The following is a 16,288-nucleotide window of genomic DNA, read 5'->3' as shown; positions in this document are numbered from 1 at the left end:
GAGCCCCCGTCGCCGCCGCCCGCCGCGCTCGCCGTCTCCATGAAGGTTCGCGGTGCGGCGTGCGGACCGCACAGACCGCCCCCACCTTCGCGGACCGGGGGCGCGGTGTATAGGAAGAAGTACACAGAACGCGTGACGGATTCGTGATTTTGCGGCGGCTCACAAGGAGCGCCGGTCCGCTCTAGCGTGGAGATATGAACTCCCCCCTGGAGCCCGGTTCCTTCCTTGCCGAGCTCACGCCCGCCGAACGCGCCGAGCTCGAACGGCGCGCCCGGGTCCGCGCCTTCGCCCGCGGCGAGGTGCTGTTCTCCGAGGGGGAGCCGTCCACGTGGGTGGCGGTGCTGCTGTCGGGACGGGTCAAGGCGTACTCGCACCGCGAGCACGGCGGGGAGGCGCTGCTGGCGGTGCGGGGGCCGGGCGCGCTGCTCGGCGAGGTCGCCGCGATCGACGGCGGCCCGCGTTCGGCCACGGTCGCCACCTTGGAGCCGGCGCGGGCGCTCACCCTCACCGCCCCGCAGTTCATGGCGTTCCTGCAGGGGAACGGGCGGGTGTCGCTGCTGATGATGCGGATGCTGTGCCAGCGGTGGCGCGACGCCGACCGCAAGCGCATCGAGTTCGGCATGTTCGACGCCACCGGGCGGGTCGCCCAGCGCCTGGTGGAGCTGGCCGAACGGTTCGGCGTCCCGTACGAGCCGTCCGGCCGGGGCCGTCCCGCGGCCGGCGCCGCGGCGGAACGCCGCGACGGGCGCCAGAGCGTGCGCATCACCCTCAGCCTGTCGCAGGAGGAACTGGCCGGGTGGGTCGGCGCCTCCCGCGAGGCGGTCAGCAAGGCCCTGCGCACGCTGCGCCGCCACGGCTGGATCGAGACGGGCCGGCGCCGCGTGATCATCCACGATCTGCAGGCCCTCCGCCGCCACGCCCGGTGACCCCGCGGCCGCGCCGGGCGTCTGACGGCCGGGCCGGACGCCGGTCGGCGATCGCGGGCGTCGTACCCTTTGCAAGGTGCAGTTGCAGCAGCTCGCCTACTTCGTCGCGGTGGCCGAGGTCCGGCACTTCACGCACGCGGCGGAGCTCCTGCACGTGGCGCAGCCGTCGCTGTCCAAGCAGATCCGGGCGCTGGAGGCCGAGCTGGGCGCCCCGCTGTTCAGCCGGGCGCGCGGCAACATCACCCTGACCCCGGCGGGCGAGGCGCTGTTGCCGCTGGCCAAGCGGATCCTCGCCGACGTCGACACCGCCCGGCTGGAGGTGCAGGAGCTGGCGGGCCTGCGCCGCGGCCGGGTCCGGCTGGGCGCCACGCCGTCGCTGTGCGCGGGGCTGCTCGCCGACGTCCTGCGCCGCTTCCACGACGCCTACCCCGGCATCCGGCTCATCGTCGAGGAGGGCGGGTCGCGCGACCTGGTGCGGGAGCTCACCCGCGGCTCCCTGGACCTGGCGCTGGTGATCCTGCCGCTGCCCGGCGACCCGCCGCTGGACACCGTCCCCATCCTGCGGGAGAACCTGGTGGTGGCGTCCCCGGCGGGGCCGGAGGGCGGGGACCGGGCGCACCGCGGACTGCTGCCGCGCCGCCCCTACCTGCGGATCGAGGACCTGCGCGACCGGCCGCTGGTGATGTTCCGCTCCGGGTACGACCTGCGCGAGGCGACGATCAGCGCCTGCCGGGCCGCCGGGTTCGAGCCGAGCTTCGCGGTCGAGGGCGGCGAGATGGACGCGGTGCTGCGCTTCGTCGAGGCCGGGCTCGGCGTCGCCGTCGTCCCGAGCATGGCCCTGGCCGGACGCCCCGGCCTGCGCGGCACGCCCCTGGTGATGGACGACTCCGACCTCGACCCGTCCCGCCGGGGCCGCAATTCCGGCCTGCTGCGGACGGTCGCGCTGGCGCACCGCAAGGACGTCGAGCCCACCCACGCGGCCCGCGCCTTCCAGGAGACCCTGCAGACCTTCCTGGTGGAGGCGGCCCTGGCGGGAAGCCTCCCGGCCGGGGTGGAGGCCCTCGTCAACGCCTGAGTTCTCGCGCACAAAGGAGCGCGCGCCCCGAGGTCGGGACGCGCGCTCCGCCAAGGCCGTGCATCAGGCAGTCGCCTGGGTTACTTCTTCTTCCCGCCGGCGGTGGCCTTGAGGTAGTCGTGGTTGAGGCGGCCGATGACGTCCAGCGGGATGCCCTTGGGGCAGGCCACGGTGCACTCGCCGGTGTTGGTGCAGCCGCCGAAGCCCTCGGCGTCGTGGGCCTCGAGCATGTTGACGACGCGGTCCCACCGCTCGGGCTGCCCCTGCGGGAGCAGGCCGAGGTGGGTGACCTTGGCGCCGAGGAACAGGGACGCCGAGCCGTTCGGGCAGGCGGCGACGCAGGCGCCGCAGCCGATGCACTCGGCGGCCTCGAAGGCCTTGTCGGCGTCCGCCTTGGGGACGGGCACCGAGTGGGCGTCAGGCGCGGTGCCGGTGGGGGCGGTGATGTAGCCGCCGGCGGCGATGATGCGGTCGAAGGCCGAGCGGTCGACGACGAGGTCCTTGACGACCGGGAAGGCCTTGGCCCGCCACGGCTCCACGGTGATGACCTCGCCGTCCTTGAACTTGCGCATGTGCAGCTGGCACGTGGTGGTGTTGCGCTCGGGACCGTGCGGGGTGCCGTTGATGACCAGGGAGCACATGCCGCAGATGCCCTCGCGGCAGTCGTGGTCGAAGGCGACCGGGTCCTCGCCCTTCTGGATGAGCTGCTCGTTCAGCACGTCCAGCATTTCCAGGAACGAGGCGTCGGGGGAGATGTCGTCGAGCTGGTACTCGACCATCCTGCCCTTGTCCTCAGGGCCCTTCTGGCGCCAGATGCGCAGTGTGACCTTCATGATTACTTGTACGACCTCTGAGTGGGCTTGACGTATTCGAACTCGAGGGGCTCCTTGTGGAGCACGGGCGGCTTGCCCGGCCCGGCCCACTCCCAGGCGGCGACGTAGGAGAAGTTCTCGTCGTCGCGCTTGGCCTCGCCGTCCTCGTCCTGGCTCTCGGCGCGGAAGTGGCCGCCGCACGACTCGGTGCGGTGCAGCGCGTCGATGCACATGAGCTCGGCCAGCTCCAGGAAGTCGGCCACGCGCCCGGCCTTCTCCAGCTCCTTGTTGAGCTCCTCGCCCGTGCCGGTGACCTTGACGCGGGTCCAGAACTCCTCCCGCAGGGCGGGGATCAGCTGCAGCGCCTTGCGCAGGCCCTCGTCGGTGCGCTCCATCCCGCAGTACTCCCACATGATGTGGCCGAGCTCGCGGTGGAAGGAGTCGACGGTCCGGTCGCCGTCGATGGACAGCAGCCGGTCGATCTGCTCGCGGACGCGGGTCTCGGCCTCGTCGATCGCCGCCTCGCCGACGGGCGGCAGGTCGTTGGTGCGGGCGACGTAGTCGCCGATGGTGACCGGGAGGATGAAGTAGCCGTCGGCCAGGCCCTGCATGAGGGCGGACGCGCCGAGGCGGTTGGCGCCGTGGTCGGAGAAGTTCGCCTCGCCGATCACGAACAGGCCGGGCAGGTTGGACTGCAGGTCGTAGTCCACCCACAGCCCGCCCATCGTGTAGTGGACGGCGGGGTAGATGCGCATCGGCGTCTCGTAGGGGTTCTCGCCGGTGATGCGCTCGTACATCTCGAACAGGTTGCCGTACTTGGCCTCGACGGCCTTGCGGCCCATCCGCTTGATCGCGTCGGCGAAGTCCAGGTAGACGCCCTGTCCGGCGGGGCCGACGCCGCGTCCCTCGTCGCAGACCTTCTTGGCGGCGCGGGAGGCGATGTCGCGCGGCACCAGGTTCCCGAACGAGGGGTACATGCGCTCCAGGTAGTAGTCGCGCTCCTCCTCGGGGATGTCGGCGGGCTTGCGCGTGTCGCCGGCCTTCTTCGGCACCCAGACGCGGCCGTCGTTGCGCAGCGACTCCGACATCAGCGTCAGCTTCGACTGGTGCTCGCCGCTGTAGGGGATGCAGGTCGGGTGGATCTGCGTGAAGCAGGGGTTGGCGAAGTACGCGCCGTGCTTGTGCGCCCGCCACGTCGCGGTGACGTTCGAGCCCATCGCGTTGGTGGACAGGAAGAACACGTTGCCGTACCCGCCGGTGGCCAGCACCACCGCGTCGCCGGTGAAGTGCTTGATCTCCCCGTTGAGCAGGTTGCGGACGACCACGCCGCGGGCCCGCCCGTCCTCCACGATCAGGTCGAGCATCTCGTGCCGCGGGTACAGCTCGATGTTGCCCGCGTCCACCTGCCGCATCATCGCCTGGTAGGCGCCGAGCAGCAGCTGCTGGCCCGTCTGCCCGCGGGCGTAGAAGGTGCGGGAGACCTGGGTGCCGCCGAAGGAGCGGTTGTCGAGCAGGCCGCCGTACTCGCGGGCGAACGGCACGCCCTGCGCCACGCACTGGTCGATGATCTGCGTGGAGATCTCGGCGAGCCGGTGCACGTTGGACTCGCGGGAGCGGAAGTCGCCGCCCTTGACCGTGTCGTAGAACAGCCGGTACACGCTGTCGCCGTCGTTGCGGTAGTTCTTGGCGGCGTTGATGCCGCCCTGCGCGGCGATCGAGTGGGCGCGGCGCGGGCTGTCCTGGAAGCAGAACTGGATCACGTGGTAGCCGGCCTCGGCCAGGGTGGCGCCCGCCGATCCGCCGGCCAGCCCGGTGCCCACCACGATGATCGTCTTCTTGCGCTTGTTCGCCGGGTTGACCAGCTTGACCTCGAAGCGGCGCTTGGTCCACCGCTCCTCGATCGGGCCGGACGGGGCCTTGGTGTCGGCGATGGGGGCGCCGGTGGTGTAGAAACCGTCGTCGGTCATGATCAGCTCACCCATCCGAAGGTGATCGACAGGGGCACGGACAGGAAGCCCGCGGTCACCACCGCGGCCAGGGCGGTGGCCAGGCCGCGCAGCGCGCCGTCACTGCGCGCGGTGCGCAGGCCGAGGGTCTGGAAGGCGCTCCAGATGCCGTGCCGCAGGTGCAGCCCGACCATGACCACGGCCAGCACGTACCAGAGCGTGATGAACCAGCGTTCGGGGGCGAAGTCGGCGACCATCCGCTCGTAGGGGGTGGCGGCCGAGCCCTCGGGGTTCACCACGAGGAACGTCAGGTCCAGCAGGTGCCAGATGACGAACAGCAGGATGATCACGCCGCCGTACCGCATGGTGTGCACGGCGTAGCCCTGGGCGTGGGACTTGCGCTTGGCCTGGTACTTGACCGGACGGGCGGCGGAGGCGCGCCGGGCCAGCGAGACCGCCGACCACATGTGCAGGACGACCGAGACGGCCAGCACCGCCTCGATGAGCGTCAGCACCGTGCGCCGGGGGACGGCGGGCGTGCCGATGGTGCGCAGCCAGTGCGCGTAGTGGTTGAAGTCCTCCGCGCCGAAGAAGATCTTCAGGTTCCCCACCATGTGCGCGATCAGGTAGAGCACCAGGATCGCGCCGGTGACGGCCATGACGGCCTTCTTGCCGACAGTGCTCCGATAGATCGCGGGTATCGCTATAGCCACGCGCGCGACGCTACGCCTGCCTGCGGTAAGACCACCAAGTCATCACGACACTCGTTTCGATAGCCTCAGGCTATAGGCCGTGCAGGGCCGGGCATTTCGCCCATTCGGCTCGACTGGGAACGTGAGGGACTTCACACTCATTTGGGGAACTTCGTCCCTACCGAGCGGTACGGCGGCCGTTCTCGGCGGCGTCACTCGGACGGCGTGTGCGACAGCAGCAGCACCGCCAGGTCGTCGGCGAGCGCGTCCCCGTTCAGCGCCTCCACCTCGTTGACGAGCTCGTCGATCAGCGCGCGGCCGGTGCGGCCGCGGCGCCGGGCGCTGCGCGCGAGGCCCACCAGGCCCTCGGTGCCCAGCCGGTCCGGGCCCGCGCCGACCCGCCCCTCGATCAGCCCGTCGGTGTAGAGCATCAGCTCCCACGACTCGCCCAGGTCGATCTCGGTGGTGGGCCACTCGGCGCCCGGCACCAGGCCCAGCGCGGGGCCGTGCGCGTAGTCGGGCAGCGCCGTCACCTCGACGTCGCCGTCGGCGCCGTCCGCGGGGCGCCGGAACAGCAGCGGCGGCGGATGCCCCGCCAGGTGCATGCGGGCGGTGCGGCGCGACGGCGCCACCGTCACCATGCACAGCGTGGTGAACAGCTCCTCGCTGCGCCGCTCGTGCCCGAGGACGGTGTCGAGGATGCCGAGCAGCTGCTCGCCGGTGTGCCCGGCCAGCACCAGCGTCCGCCAGGCCATGCGCAGCTGCACGCCGAGCGCGGCCTCGTCGGGGCCGTGCCCGCACACGTCGCCGATCATCAGGTGCACCGCGCCGCCCTCGGTCTGCACGGTGTCGTAGAAGTCGCCGCCGAGCAGGGCCCGGCGGCGGCCCGGACGGTACCGGGTGTCGTGCCGCAGGGACGGGTCGTCGATCAGCGGCACCGGCAGCAGGCCGCGCTCCAGCCGGGCGTTCTCCCGGCCCATGATCCGCGCCTCCACCAGCCGCCGCTCGCTCTCCTCGGCGCGCTTGCGCTCGATGGCGTACCGGATGGCGCGCGCCAGCAGCGGCCCGTCCACCTCCTGCTTGACCAGGTAGTCCTCGGCGCCCGCGGCGACCGCCCGCACCCCCAGGTGCGCGTCGGACAGGCCGGTCAGCACCACCACCGCCGCGCGCTCGGCCATGTCGAGCACCTGCCGCAGCACGCCCAGGTGGTCGATGCCCGGCGCGGACAGGTCCACCAGGATGCACTGGGTGCGGCGGGTCAGCCGCCGCCGCGCCTCGTCCAGGCTGCCGGCCACGGACATGGCGATGTCCAGACCCGCCTCGGCGAGCATCTTCTCGACCACGCCGACGTTGCCCGGGTCGTCGTCGATGAGGAGCAGGTCGATGCCGTCCTCGGTGCCCGGCGGTGCCGCGGGACTGGTGTGCTGGCTGATCGCGCTCACTGAGGTTCCGGACTGTCGGCGGGATGGACGGCACGGGGCACGCGCGGTGCCCCCGGAGACGGCGCACGGACGGTGGACAGGCCGACCCGCGACCCCGGGCCGGACCGCGTGCGGGCGCATCGCCCCTTCGGATCGCGGCCGGGCCGGATCGCGGCTCTGCGGAGCGGCGCGGAGCCGCTCCGTGCACACCCGACCTTAGCGTCTCCGATCGCCGGCCCGCACCCCCCGATCTCGTCAAGAGACCGCTGGTAGAGCCGGTTTGCGACGAAAAAACCAGTCGAATTCCCGAACGTCCGCCACATACCCTTCGGCCCCGTGAAGCGCTTACCGGTTCCCGACCCCGGGGTCCCCGACGGCCGCTCACCCACCCGCTACCTGATCTGGACGGCCCGCGCGCAGTGGCGGGCCGTGCTCGCCGGGGCGCTTCTCGACGTCGGCTGGACGGCCTGCCAGGCGCTCATGCTCGCCGCGATCGGCAAGGCAGTGGACGAGGGCGTGGCGGAGCGGGACGCGTCCGCGCTCGCGGCGTGGTCGGCGGTGGTGCTGGCGCTCGGCGGGGGCGTCGCCGCGACCGGGGTGCTGCGGCACCGCACGCTCGTCCTCGGCTGGCTGTCCGCCGCCTACCGCACCGTCCAGATCGTCACCCGGCAGGCGGTCCGGCTCGGCGGGACCCTCCCGCGGCGGACCGCCGCCGGCGAGGTGGTCAGCGTGGGCGTGACGGACGTCGAGCACATCGGCGACGCGCTGGAGATCCTCGGCCGCGCCGTCGGCGCGACCACCGCCATCGGGCTGGTGACCGGCCTGATGTGGGCCGCCTCGCCGCGGCTCGGCCTGGTCGTGCTGATCGGCGTCCCGGTGATCCTGGCGGCGGCCGGGCCGTTGCTGCGGCCGCTGCGCGAACGCGAGCAGCGCCACCGCGAACTGGTCGGGGAGCTGAACAGCCGCGCCGCCGACCTGGTGGCGGGCCTGCGGGTGCTGCGCGGCATCGGCGGCGAGGCGCTGTTCGCCGACCGGTACCGGGAGGAGTCCCAGCGGGTGCGCCGGGCGGGCGTGGCGGCGGCGACGGCCGCGTCGCGGCTGCGCGGCGCGGAGGTGCTGCTGCCCGGCCTGCTGGTCGCCCTGGTCACCTGGGCGGGCGCGCGGGCCGCCGCGTCCGGCGCGATCAGCGTCGGCGACTTGGTCGCCTGCTACGGCTACGCGGTCTTCCTGATCACGCCGCTGAAGACCGTCGGGGAGGCGGCCGGCACGCTCACCCGCGGCCACGTCGCGGCCGGCCGGGTCGTGCGGCTGCTGCGCCTGGAGCCCGAGCCGCCGGACACCGGGACCGTCGTCCCGGACGGCCCCGCCGAACTGGTCGACGCCGCGTCCGGGCTGGTCGTGCGGCCGGGACGGGTCACCGCGATCGCCGCGTCCGACCCGAGGGACGCCCAGGCCATCGCCGACCGCCTCGGCCGGCACGCGGACGGCGAGGTCGCCTACGGCGGCGTCCCGCTGCGCGACGTCGCCGGCGTGCGGGAACGGATCGTCGTCGCCCTCAACGAGGACCGGCTGTTCTCCGGGACGCTGCGCGACGCCCTCACCCCCGGCTTCCGCCCCGTGGACGACGCGGCTCTGCACGCGGCGCTGCGGACCGCCTGCGCCGAGGACGTCGCGGCCGCCACGGGCCTGGACGCCCGCGTCGCCGAGGCCGGACGCGAGTTCTCCGGCGGCCAGCTGCAGCGGCTGCGGCTGGCCCGCGCTCTCGCGGCCGACCCCGAGGTACTGGTCCTCGTGGAGCCGACCAGCGCCGTCGACGCGCACACCGAGGCCCGCATCGCCGACCGGCTCGGCGCAGCCCGCGCCGGCCGCACCACCGTGGTGTGCACGACCAGCCCGCTCATGCTCGACCGCGCCGACCACGTCGCGTTCGTCGTGAACGGCGCCGTGGTGGCCGAGGGGCGCCACCGCGACCTGCTGCTCTCCGAGCCCCGCTACGCCGCCGCCGTCACCCGCGGCGAGGACTCCCCCTGACCGCCCGTTCCAGGAGACCGTCGGACGTGAGCAACGAGATCCTGCCCGTGGCGACGCCGACGCAGGTGCGCGCGCACGCGCGGCACCTGCTGCTGCGGCGCCATCCCCGCGCCCTGCTCGGCGCGCTCGCCCTGCACGCGCTGGCCGCGGCGGCCGGCCTCGTCGCCCCCCGGCTGCTCGGCGACCTCGTGGAGGGCGTGCGGCGCGGCGACGTCGAGATCGACGCGGTCGCCCTGGCCATCACCGGGTTCCTGATCGCCCAGGGAGTGCTCGTCCGGTACGCCTACGACGCCTCCGCCCGCGTCGGCGAGCGGATCCTCGCCGAGCTGCGCGAGGAGTTCGTCGAGCGGGTGCTGGCCCTGCCGCTGTCGCGGGTGGAGCGGGCCGGCACCGGGGACCTGGTCAGCCGCACCTCACGGGACGTGGACGCCCTGTCGGAGACCGTCCGCCGGGCCGTGCCGGACATCCTCGTCTCGTCCGTGATGATCGTCCTGACGCTGGGCGCGCTGGTGCTGACCGGGCCGCTGGTGGCGCTGCCGTGCCTGGTCGGCGTCCCGCTGCTGTGGGGGGCGATGCGCTGGTACCTGCGGCGCGCCGCCCCCGGGTACCTGCGCGAGATGGCGGCCTGGGGCGCGTTGACCGGCGGTCTCGCCGAGACCGTGCACGGCGCGCGCACCGTGGAGGCGCTCGGCCTGGCCGAGCGGCGGCTGCGCCGCTGCGACCGCGACATCGCCCGGTCCTACCGAGCCGAGCGGTACACGCTGCGGCTGCGCACGGTGATCTTCCCGGTGGTGGACATCGCGTTCGCGCTGCCCATCGTGGCCACCCTGCTCATCGGCGGGCTGCTGCACATCCACGGCATGGCGTCGCTGGCCCAGGTCACCGCGGCCACCCTGTACGTGCACCAGGTCATCGGCCCCGTGGACCTGGTGCTCACGCGGCTGGACGAGCTGCAGCTGGGCGGCGCGGCACTGGCCCGGCTGCTCGGCGTCGGCAACGTCCCGCGTGACCGCTCCCCCGGCGACGCCCGCCCCGCGGGGGAGCGCCTGGCCGCCCGGGACGTCCACTACGCCTACCGCGACGGCCGCGACGTCCTGCACGGCGTGGACCTGGACCTGCGTCCGGGCGAGCGGCTCGCCGTGGTGGGACCGAGCGGGGCGGGCAAGTCCACGCTGGGGCGCCTGCTGGCCGGGGTGGACGAGCCGCGCGTCGGCACGGTCACCGTGGGGGAGGGCGCGGGCGCCGTGCGGCTGGTGGACCTGCCGCTGGACGAGCTGCGCGGCCGCGTCGCCCTGGTCACCCAGGACCACCACGTGTTCCACGGCACCGTCAGGGACAACCTGCTCCTGGCGCGGCCCGCCACCGACGAGGAGGCGGAGGCGGCGCTGCGGGCCGTGGACTGGGACGGGCCCGGTCTGGACACGGTCGTCGGCTCCGGCGGCGAACCCCTGTCGCCGGCGCAGGCCCAGCAGCTCGCGCTGGCGCGGCTCATCCTGGCCGACCCGCACACGCTGGTGCTGGACGAGGCGACGTCCCTGCTGGACCCGCGCGCCGCCCGCCGACTCGAACGCTCCCTGGCCGCCGTCCTGGACGGCCGCGCCGTCGTGGCGATCGCGCACCGCCTGCACACCGCGCACGACGCCGACCGCGTCGCCGTCGTGGAGAACGGCCGCGTCATCGAGCTCGGCACCCACGACGAGCTCATCGCCGCCGGCGGCTCCTACGCCGCCCTATGGTCCTCCTGGCACGGCGACAAACAACCCTCGCCATAGTCCAACGGGGCGGCCGCGTATGCGGCCGCCCCGTTCTCCTCGCGCACGTTTGTGCGGCGCGTGGCGCGGTTCTCAGTCGGCGCGTTCGGCGAGGGCCTTCTTGAGGAAGGCGACCTGGACGTTGAGGAGGTTCTCCGCGACGACCTCCTGCGGGGTCATGTGGGTGACGCCGGACAGGGGCAGCACCGTGTGGGGGCGGCCCGCCGCCAGCAAGGCGCTGGACAGGCGCAGCGTGTGGGCGGCCACCACGTTGTCGTCCGCCAGGCCGTGGATCAGCAGCAGGGGGCGCTCCAGCCGCGGCGCGTCCTCGAGCAGGGAGTTGGCGGCGTACACCTCCGGCTCCTCGTCCGGGTGGCCGAGGTAGCGCTCGGTGTAGTGGGTGTCGTACAGGCGCCAGTCGGTGGGCGGGGCGCCCGCCACGGCCGCGTGGAACACGTCGGGGCGGCGCAGCACCGCCAGCGCGGCCAGCCATCCGCCGAACGACCAGCCGCGGATGCCGACGCGGCCGAGGTCCAGCGCGTCCGGGTGGCGGCGGGCCGCCTCCTCCAGCGCGGTGATCTGGTCCTCCAGCACCGGCCCGGCGAAGTCGCGGTGGACCGCGCGCTCCCAGGCGGGACCGCGCGCGGGCGTCCCCCGGCCGTCGGCGATGACGACCGCGAAGCCCTGGTCGGCCAACCACTGGGCCTCGTTGTAGGCGCGCCGCACGGCCAGGACCCGCTGGGCGTGCGGGCCGCCGTAGGGGTCCATGAGCACCGGCAGCCGCCCGTCGCCGGGCCGCCAGCCGGTCGGCAGCAGCACGACCGTGCGGATCTCGCGTTCCCCGGCGCGCAGCAGCCGCGGCTTCGGCTCGACCACCGGGGTCTCGGCGCGCGAGGCGATCGGGTGGACGGCGCCGCCGGGCCCGCGGACCTCGGTGGACACGCCCGGCCGGTCCAGCCGCGACCCGGTCAGCACGGCGACCTCGCCGCAGCGGGCGCCGGAGAACACCCCCGCGCCCTCGGTGAGCCGGACGGTCCCCTCCGGACCGTAGGACCACACGTGCACCTCGGTCGGCTCCTGCGAGGCGGTGAACAGCACCGTCTCGCCCTCGACGGCCAGCACGGACCGCACCTGGAGCCCGGGCGGCGTGACGGGCTTGCCCTCGACGGTCAGGCGCCGGGTGTCGGTGTCGCGGTCGTCGACGACCCAGACGACCTCGCCGCCGCCCAGCCGCGCCGGAACGCCCTGCACGATCTCCGTCCACTCCGGGTCGTGCAGGGTGTGCAGCAGCGTCGTCTCGCCCGACGACGGGTCGACCCCGAGCAGCCGCTGGGCGCGCTGGTCGCGCGTCTGCACGACGACGAGCAGGCCGTGCGCGTCCCAGGTCGCGGTGACCACGTAGGGGAACTCGCCGCGGTCCCAGGCGACCGCCGTGCGGCGGCCGTCCAGCTTGAGCAGCACCAGCGACACGATGGCGTTGGGCGTGCCCGCCGCCGGGTAGGCGACCTCGGTCGGGGGCCGCTCGGGGTTGGCGGGGTCGGCGATGTGCCAGCGCAGCACGGGCGTCTCGTCGACCCGCGCGGCCAGCAGGGTCTCGCCGTCGGGCGCCCACCAGTGGCCCCGCAAGCGGCCCATCTCCTCGGCCGCGATGAACTCCGCCAGCCCGTAGGACACCTGCTCGCTCTCCGGCGTCACCAGGGGGGCGTCCTCCCCGCTCGCCACGTCCAGGACGCGCAGGGTGCGGCCGGACACGTAGGCCACGCGCCGGCCGGCGGGGTCGAGCCGCGGGTCGAACACCGGGGTCGCCGCGGGCAGGGCCCGCACGTCCCCCGTGGCCAGGTCGGCGAGGAACAGCCGTCCGGCCAGGGTGAAGACGGCCTGCCGCACGTCGCGGTCCACCGCGTAGCCGACGATGCCGCCGGCCTGCTCGCGGGCGCGCTCGCGCCGGGCCCGTTCCTCCGGCGGCAGGTCCTCCTCGCCGGGCAGGTCGAGCGCCCTCGGGTCGGCGACCAGCCGCTCCTCGCCGGACGCGGGGTCGAGCGTCCACAGGCATGTCACGGGGTCGTCGCCCGCCCGGGTGCGCAGGAACGCCACCCGCGACCCGTCCGGCGCCACCTGGAAGGCCCGCGGGACACCGAGGGTGAAGCGTCGCGTACGGGCGCTCTGCCGTGGAAAGCTGATGCTCAAGACCTGTTCCCCCACCACGTTGCCTCCTGGTCGCCCGCGGGCGGCCGCTCACGGGTAACGAGTCTGCCAGCCGCCCGGCGGCACGCGCGTCCGGGCGGGCGTTACGGTGTGATCAAAGGCGGATTCCGGCATGCCGGTTGCTCTGGGGCGGGGCGTGCTCTAGACAGGACGGGGCCGGCTGACGCGTGCCCGGAAACGGCGGCCGCCGCCCGCAGGCCGTACGGCGGCGGTGCGGGAACGGACCCGCCCCCGGCGCCGGGCTCGCGTAAGCTCAAGGCTTCCCCATCGCACTTGTCGTCGCGGGCTGTAAGGAGTGGTCCATGCCGGAGCTGCAGCCGGGAGATCCCCGGCGGCTGGGTTCGTTCGACGTGGTCGAACGGCTCGGAGAAGGCGGGCAGGGCGTGGTGTACCTCGGGGTGGATCCGTCCACGGGCACCAAAGCCGCGATCAAGCTCCTGCGCGCCGACCTGGCCGCGGACGCCTCGGCCCGCAACCGGTTCGTCCGGGAGGCCCAGGCCGCCAAGCAGGTCGCCCGGTTCTGCACCGCCCAGGTGCTCGAGGCCGACGTCGCGGGCGACCAGCCGTACATCGCCAGCGAGTACGTGCCGGGCAAGTCGCTGCACCGGCAGATCAACGAGGACGGTCCGCTCACCGGGGCCGCGCTGGAGCGGCTGGCGATCGGGACCGCGACCGCGCTGGTGGCCATCCACCAGGCCGGGATCGTGCACCGCGACTTCAAGCCGCACAACGTGATCATGGCGCCGGACGGGCCCCGGGTGATCGACTTCGGGATCGCGCGGGCCCTGGACACCGGCCAGACCGCCGCGACCAAGGCGATCGGGACGCCCTCGTACATGGCGCCCGAGCAGGTCGCGGGCGCCAGCCTCACCGAGGCGGTGGACATCTGGGCGTGGGCGGCCACCATCGTGTTCGCCGCCACCGGCCGCCCGCCGTTCGGCGACGACACCGTGGTCGCGGTGATCAACCGGGTGGTGCACGAGCCGCCGATGCTGGACGGCGTGCCCGACGACCTGCGGCCGCTGCTGGCGGCGTGCCTGGACAAGGAGCCGACCCGGCGGCCCACCGCGCAGCAGCTCATGATGCAGCTGATCGGCAGCGGCCCGGCCGGGCAGACCCGGATGGACGACCCGGCGCAGGCCACCACGCTGCTCGCCGAGGGGTCCCAGTTGGCCGCGGGCCACGGCGCCCCGCCGCTGGACGCCACCCGCGCGATGGGCCCGACCCACTCGACGCGTCCGGTGAGCGAGACCCAGGCGATCCGGGACGCGCTGCCGCCGGTGGAGCCGCCCATGGGCCCGCCGCCCGGCCGGGGACGGCACCGCGCCGCGGGCGGCTACGGCGGATACCCGCCGGAGGAGAGCCGGTCCTCGCGCTGGCCGGTCGTGGCCGCCGTCGCGGCGGTCGTGGTGCTGGCGCTGGTCATCGGCATGGTGGTGATGTCCAGCCGCGACAAGGCGCCCGCCTCGCCGGACACCCCGACCGCCTCGGAGTCGGCGCCCGACACTCCGACCGAGGAGCCGACCGAGACCGAGGAGGCTCCGGACACGCCCGACGTGCCGACGCGCACGCGTCACACGCCGACCCGTCCGACCCTCGAGCCGACGACGCCGACCCAGCGGCCCACCCGTCCGACGCTCTCGCCGACGGACACCGCGAACCCGCCGGACACCGGCGGCCCGGGCGACGGCGGCACGGGGCCGGGCGACGGCGGCACGGGGCCGGGCGACGGCGACGGCACCGGCGGCAACAACGGCGGCGGCAACACCGGCGGCGGGGGCGGCGGCTCCGGCCCCGGGCAGGGGACCGGCGAATAGCGCCCGGCCGCCCCTCCCGAGGCCGCCGGGCCCGGAGGCGGCAGGGCGGTCCCCACGGCCGGATCGCGCGGCGCGGGCGTGCTGCCCGTCACCCCTAGAGGGATCGAAAGCTGAGTACGCTCGGAGGTTATGAAGGAGCCGCGCATCCTGTTCGTCCATGCCCACCCGGACGACGAGTCCATCGGGACCGGGGCGACCATGGCCAAGTACGCGGCCGAGGGCGCCTACGTCTGCCTGGTCACCTGCACGCTCGGTGAGGAGGGCGAGGTCATCCCGGGCGAGCTGCGCCATCTGGCCGCCGACAAGGAGGACCGGCTCGGCGAGTACCGCGTCGGCGAGCTCGCCGAGGCGTGCGCAGCGCTGGGCGTGCGCGACCACCGCTACCTGGGCGGTCCCGGCCGCTGGCGCGACTCGGGGATGATGGGCACCCCGTCCAACGACGATCCGCGCTGCTTCTGGCGGGCCGATGTGGACGAGGCCGCCGCCGAGATGGTGAAGATCATTCGGGAGGTGCGGCCGCAGGTGATCGTCACCTATGACGAGCGCGGCAACTACGGCCATCCCGATCACATCCAGGCGCACCGGGTGACCTGGCGGGCCTTCGAACTGGCCGCCGACCCGGCGTACCGGGACGGCGGCGAGCCCTGGAAGGTGGCCAAGTTCTACGCCTACGCCATGCCCCGGTCGGTGCTGGCGCGCTCCGTCGCGGTGATGCGCGAGGCGCGCCTGCCGTTCCCGCGCGTGGCCAGCCTGGACGATCTCGGCTCCGGCGTCCCCGACCACATGGTCACCACGCAGGTGGACGCCCGGGCGCACCTGCCCGCCAAGATCGCGGCGCTGCGCGCGCACCGCACCCAGATCACGGTGGCGCCCGACGAGGTCGGCCCGTTCTTCGCGCTGTCGAACAACCTGGGCCAGCAGGCGTTCGGCACCGAGTACTTCATCCTGCTGGCGGGGGAGCTCGGGCCGACCGGGCCCAACGGCCGGGAGACCGACCTGTTCGCCGAACCCGCCGAACGCGCCGAGTCCGCCTGACGCCGGCCGCGGCCGCTTCGCGGAGGCGGCGCGGCGGAGGCTACCCTGACGGCGTGGACAGAGAGCAGCGGCCGCCCGAGGCCGGGGCGCCCCAGCCGTGGGGCGCGGACGGCCGGTTCGTCGCCGGGCCCGCCGTCCCGCCGGCCGGGCCGCCGGGCGGGGTGCCGGTCGGGCCGCCGGGCGGGCATGTCGCCGGGCAGGCGGCCGAGGCTGTCCTGACGGGGGCCGCCTACGCGGCGCTCGGCGTGCTCGGCCTGGTGTTCGGCCTGATCGGGTCGTTCGCGCAGGGCTGGCTGGTCGGCTCGGTGCCGGTGGCCGCGATCGTGCTCGTCGCGGTGAACTTCGGCGTGGTGCGCCTGGCGGCCTGGGCGATGCGCTCCCCGCTGGGCGGCGTGGTGTTCGCCACGGGGTGGGGCGTCGTCGTCCTGCTGATGTCGCTGCCGCGCTCCGAGGGCGACCTGACGATCCCCGGCACGCTGTCCGGCTACGTCTTCATCGTGGGCGGGCTCGTCGCGGCGGTCGTCGCGGCGGCGCTGCAGCCCGGCCGCCGCCCGCCGGGGCAGTGGCTCCTGCGCGG

The 16,288-nt window shown here is 74.3% G+C and carries 12 protein-coding genes; 7 read left to right on the top strand and 5 right to left on the bottom strand.

The window, feature by feature from the left end; genetic code table 11:
• The first annotated feature begins 194 nt into the window (after positions 1–194).
• Both AR3_RS26605 and AR3_RS26600 read left to right on the top strand, forming a co-directional pair.
• Positions 195–926 (top strand): Crp/Fnr family transcriptional regulator, encoded by a 732-nt coding sequence (locus tag AR3_RS26605; protein WP_067918011.1) that lies wholly within the window; start codon positions 195–197, stop codon positions 924–926.
• Between the two features lie 76 nt (positions 927–1,002).
• Positions 1,003–2,001, top strand: coding sequence for a LysR family transcriptional regulator (locus AR3_RS26600; protein ID WP_067918010.1), 999 nt, complete (start codon positions 1,003–1,005; stop codon positions 1,999–2,001).
• 80 nt (positions 2,002–2,081) lie between these two features.
• Here AR3_RS26600 and AR3_RS26595 read toward each other — a convergent pair whose 3' ends face one another.
• The 4 genes from AR3_RS26595 to AR3_RS26580 form a co-directional block, all read right to left on the bottom strand.
• The gene (locus AR3_RS26595; RefSeq protein WP_067918009.1) at positions 2,082–2,834 is read right to left on the bottom strand and encodes a succinate dehydrogenase/fumarate reductase iron-sulfur subunit; all 753 of its coding nucleotides are present in this window, start codon (positions 2,832–2,834) and stop codon (positions 2,082–2,084) included.
• Between the two features lie 2 nt (positions 2,835–2,836).
• Positions 2,837–4,780, bottom strand: a complete 1,944-nt coding sequence (locus tag AR3_RS26590) for a fumarate reductase/succinate dehydrogenase flavoprotein subunit (protein WP_067918016.1) — start codon at positions 4,778–4,780, stop codon at positions 2,837–2,839.
• Between the two features lie 2 nt (positions 4,781–4,782).
• Complete coding sequence (locus AR3_RS26585; RefSeq protein ID WP_067918008.1) at positions 4,783–5,418, bottom strand: succinate dehydrogenase cytochrome b subunit; 636 nt, start codon at positions 5,416–5,418, stop codon at positions 4,783–4,785.
• A 245-nt stretch (positions 5,419–5,663) separates the two neighbouring features.
• The gene (locus tag AR3_RS26580) at positions 5,664–6,893 is read right to left on the bottom strand and encodes a PP2C family protein-serine/threonine phosphatase (RefSeq protein WP_067918007.1); all 1,230 of its coding nucleotides are present in this window, start codon (positions 6,891–6,893) and stop codon (positions 5,664–5,666) included.
• 315 nt (positions 6,894–7,208) lie between these two features.
• On the opposite strand from AR3_RS26580, the gene AR3_RS31875 reads away from it, so the two are divergent.
• Both AR3_RS31875 and AR3_RS31870 read left to right on the top strand, forming a co-directional pair.
• Positions 7,209–8,903, top strand: coding sequence for an ABC transporter transmembrane domain-containing protein (locus tag AR3_RS31875; protein ID WP_067918003.1), 1,695 nt, complete (start codon positions 7,209–7,211; stop codon positions 8,901–8,903).
• Between the two features lie 26 nt (positions 8,904–8,929).
• Positions 8,930–10,675 (top strand): ABC transporter ATP-binding protein, encoded by a 1,746-nt coding sequence (locus AR3_RS31870; RefSeq protein WP_067918002.1) that lies wholly within the window; start codon positions 8,930–8,932, stop codon positions 10,673–10,675.
• A 72-nt stretch (positions 10,676–10,747) separates the two neighbouring features.
• On the opposite strand, the gene AR3_RS26565 is transcribed toward AR3_RS31870, so the two are convergent.
• Positions 10,748–12,841 carry a S9 family peptidase gene (locus AR3_RS26565; protein ID WP_067918013.1) on the bottom strand — a complete coding sequence of 698 codons (2,094 nt, stop codon included), beginning with the start codon at positions 12,839–12,841 and terminating at the stop codon, positions 10,748–10,750.
• A 320-nt stretch (positions 12,842–13,161) separates the two neighbouring features.
• On the opposite strand from AR3_RS26565, the gene AR3_RS32715 reads away from it, so the two are divergent.
• The 3 genes from AR3_RS32715 to AR3_RS26550 form a co-directional block, all read left to right on the top strand.
• Complete coding sequence (locus AR3_RS32715) at positions 13,162–14,676, top strand: serine/threonine-protein kinase (protein WP_067918000.1); 1,515 nt, start codon at positions 13,162–13,164, stop codon at positions 14,674–14,676.
• A 129-nt stretch (positions 14,677–14,805) separates the two neighbouring features.
• Positions 14,806–15,711 carry an N-acetyl-1-D-myo-inositol-2-amino-2-deoxy-alpha-D-glucopyranoside deacetylase gene (gene mshB / locus AR3_RS26555; protein WP_067917998.1) on the top strand — a complete coding sequence of 302 codons (906 nt, stop codon included), beginning with the start codon at positions 14,806–14,808 and terminating at the stop codon, positions 15,709–15,711.
• Between the two features lie 53 nt (positions 15,712–15,764).
• Positions 15,765–16,288 (top strand): DUF6113 family protein (locus AR3_RS26550; RefSeq protein ID WP_067917996.1); only part of this gene is annotated, 524 nt, incomplete at its 3' end.

The organism is Actinomadura rubrobrunea NBRC 15275 (assembly GCF_001552235.1).
GTDB lineage: Bacteria > Actinomycetota > Actinomycetes > Streptosporangiales > Streptosporangiaceae > Spirillospora > Spirillospora viridilutea.
The sequence above is the reverse complement of the archived record's forward strand: the minus strand, read 5'-3'. Positions and strand labels throughout refer to the sequence as shown.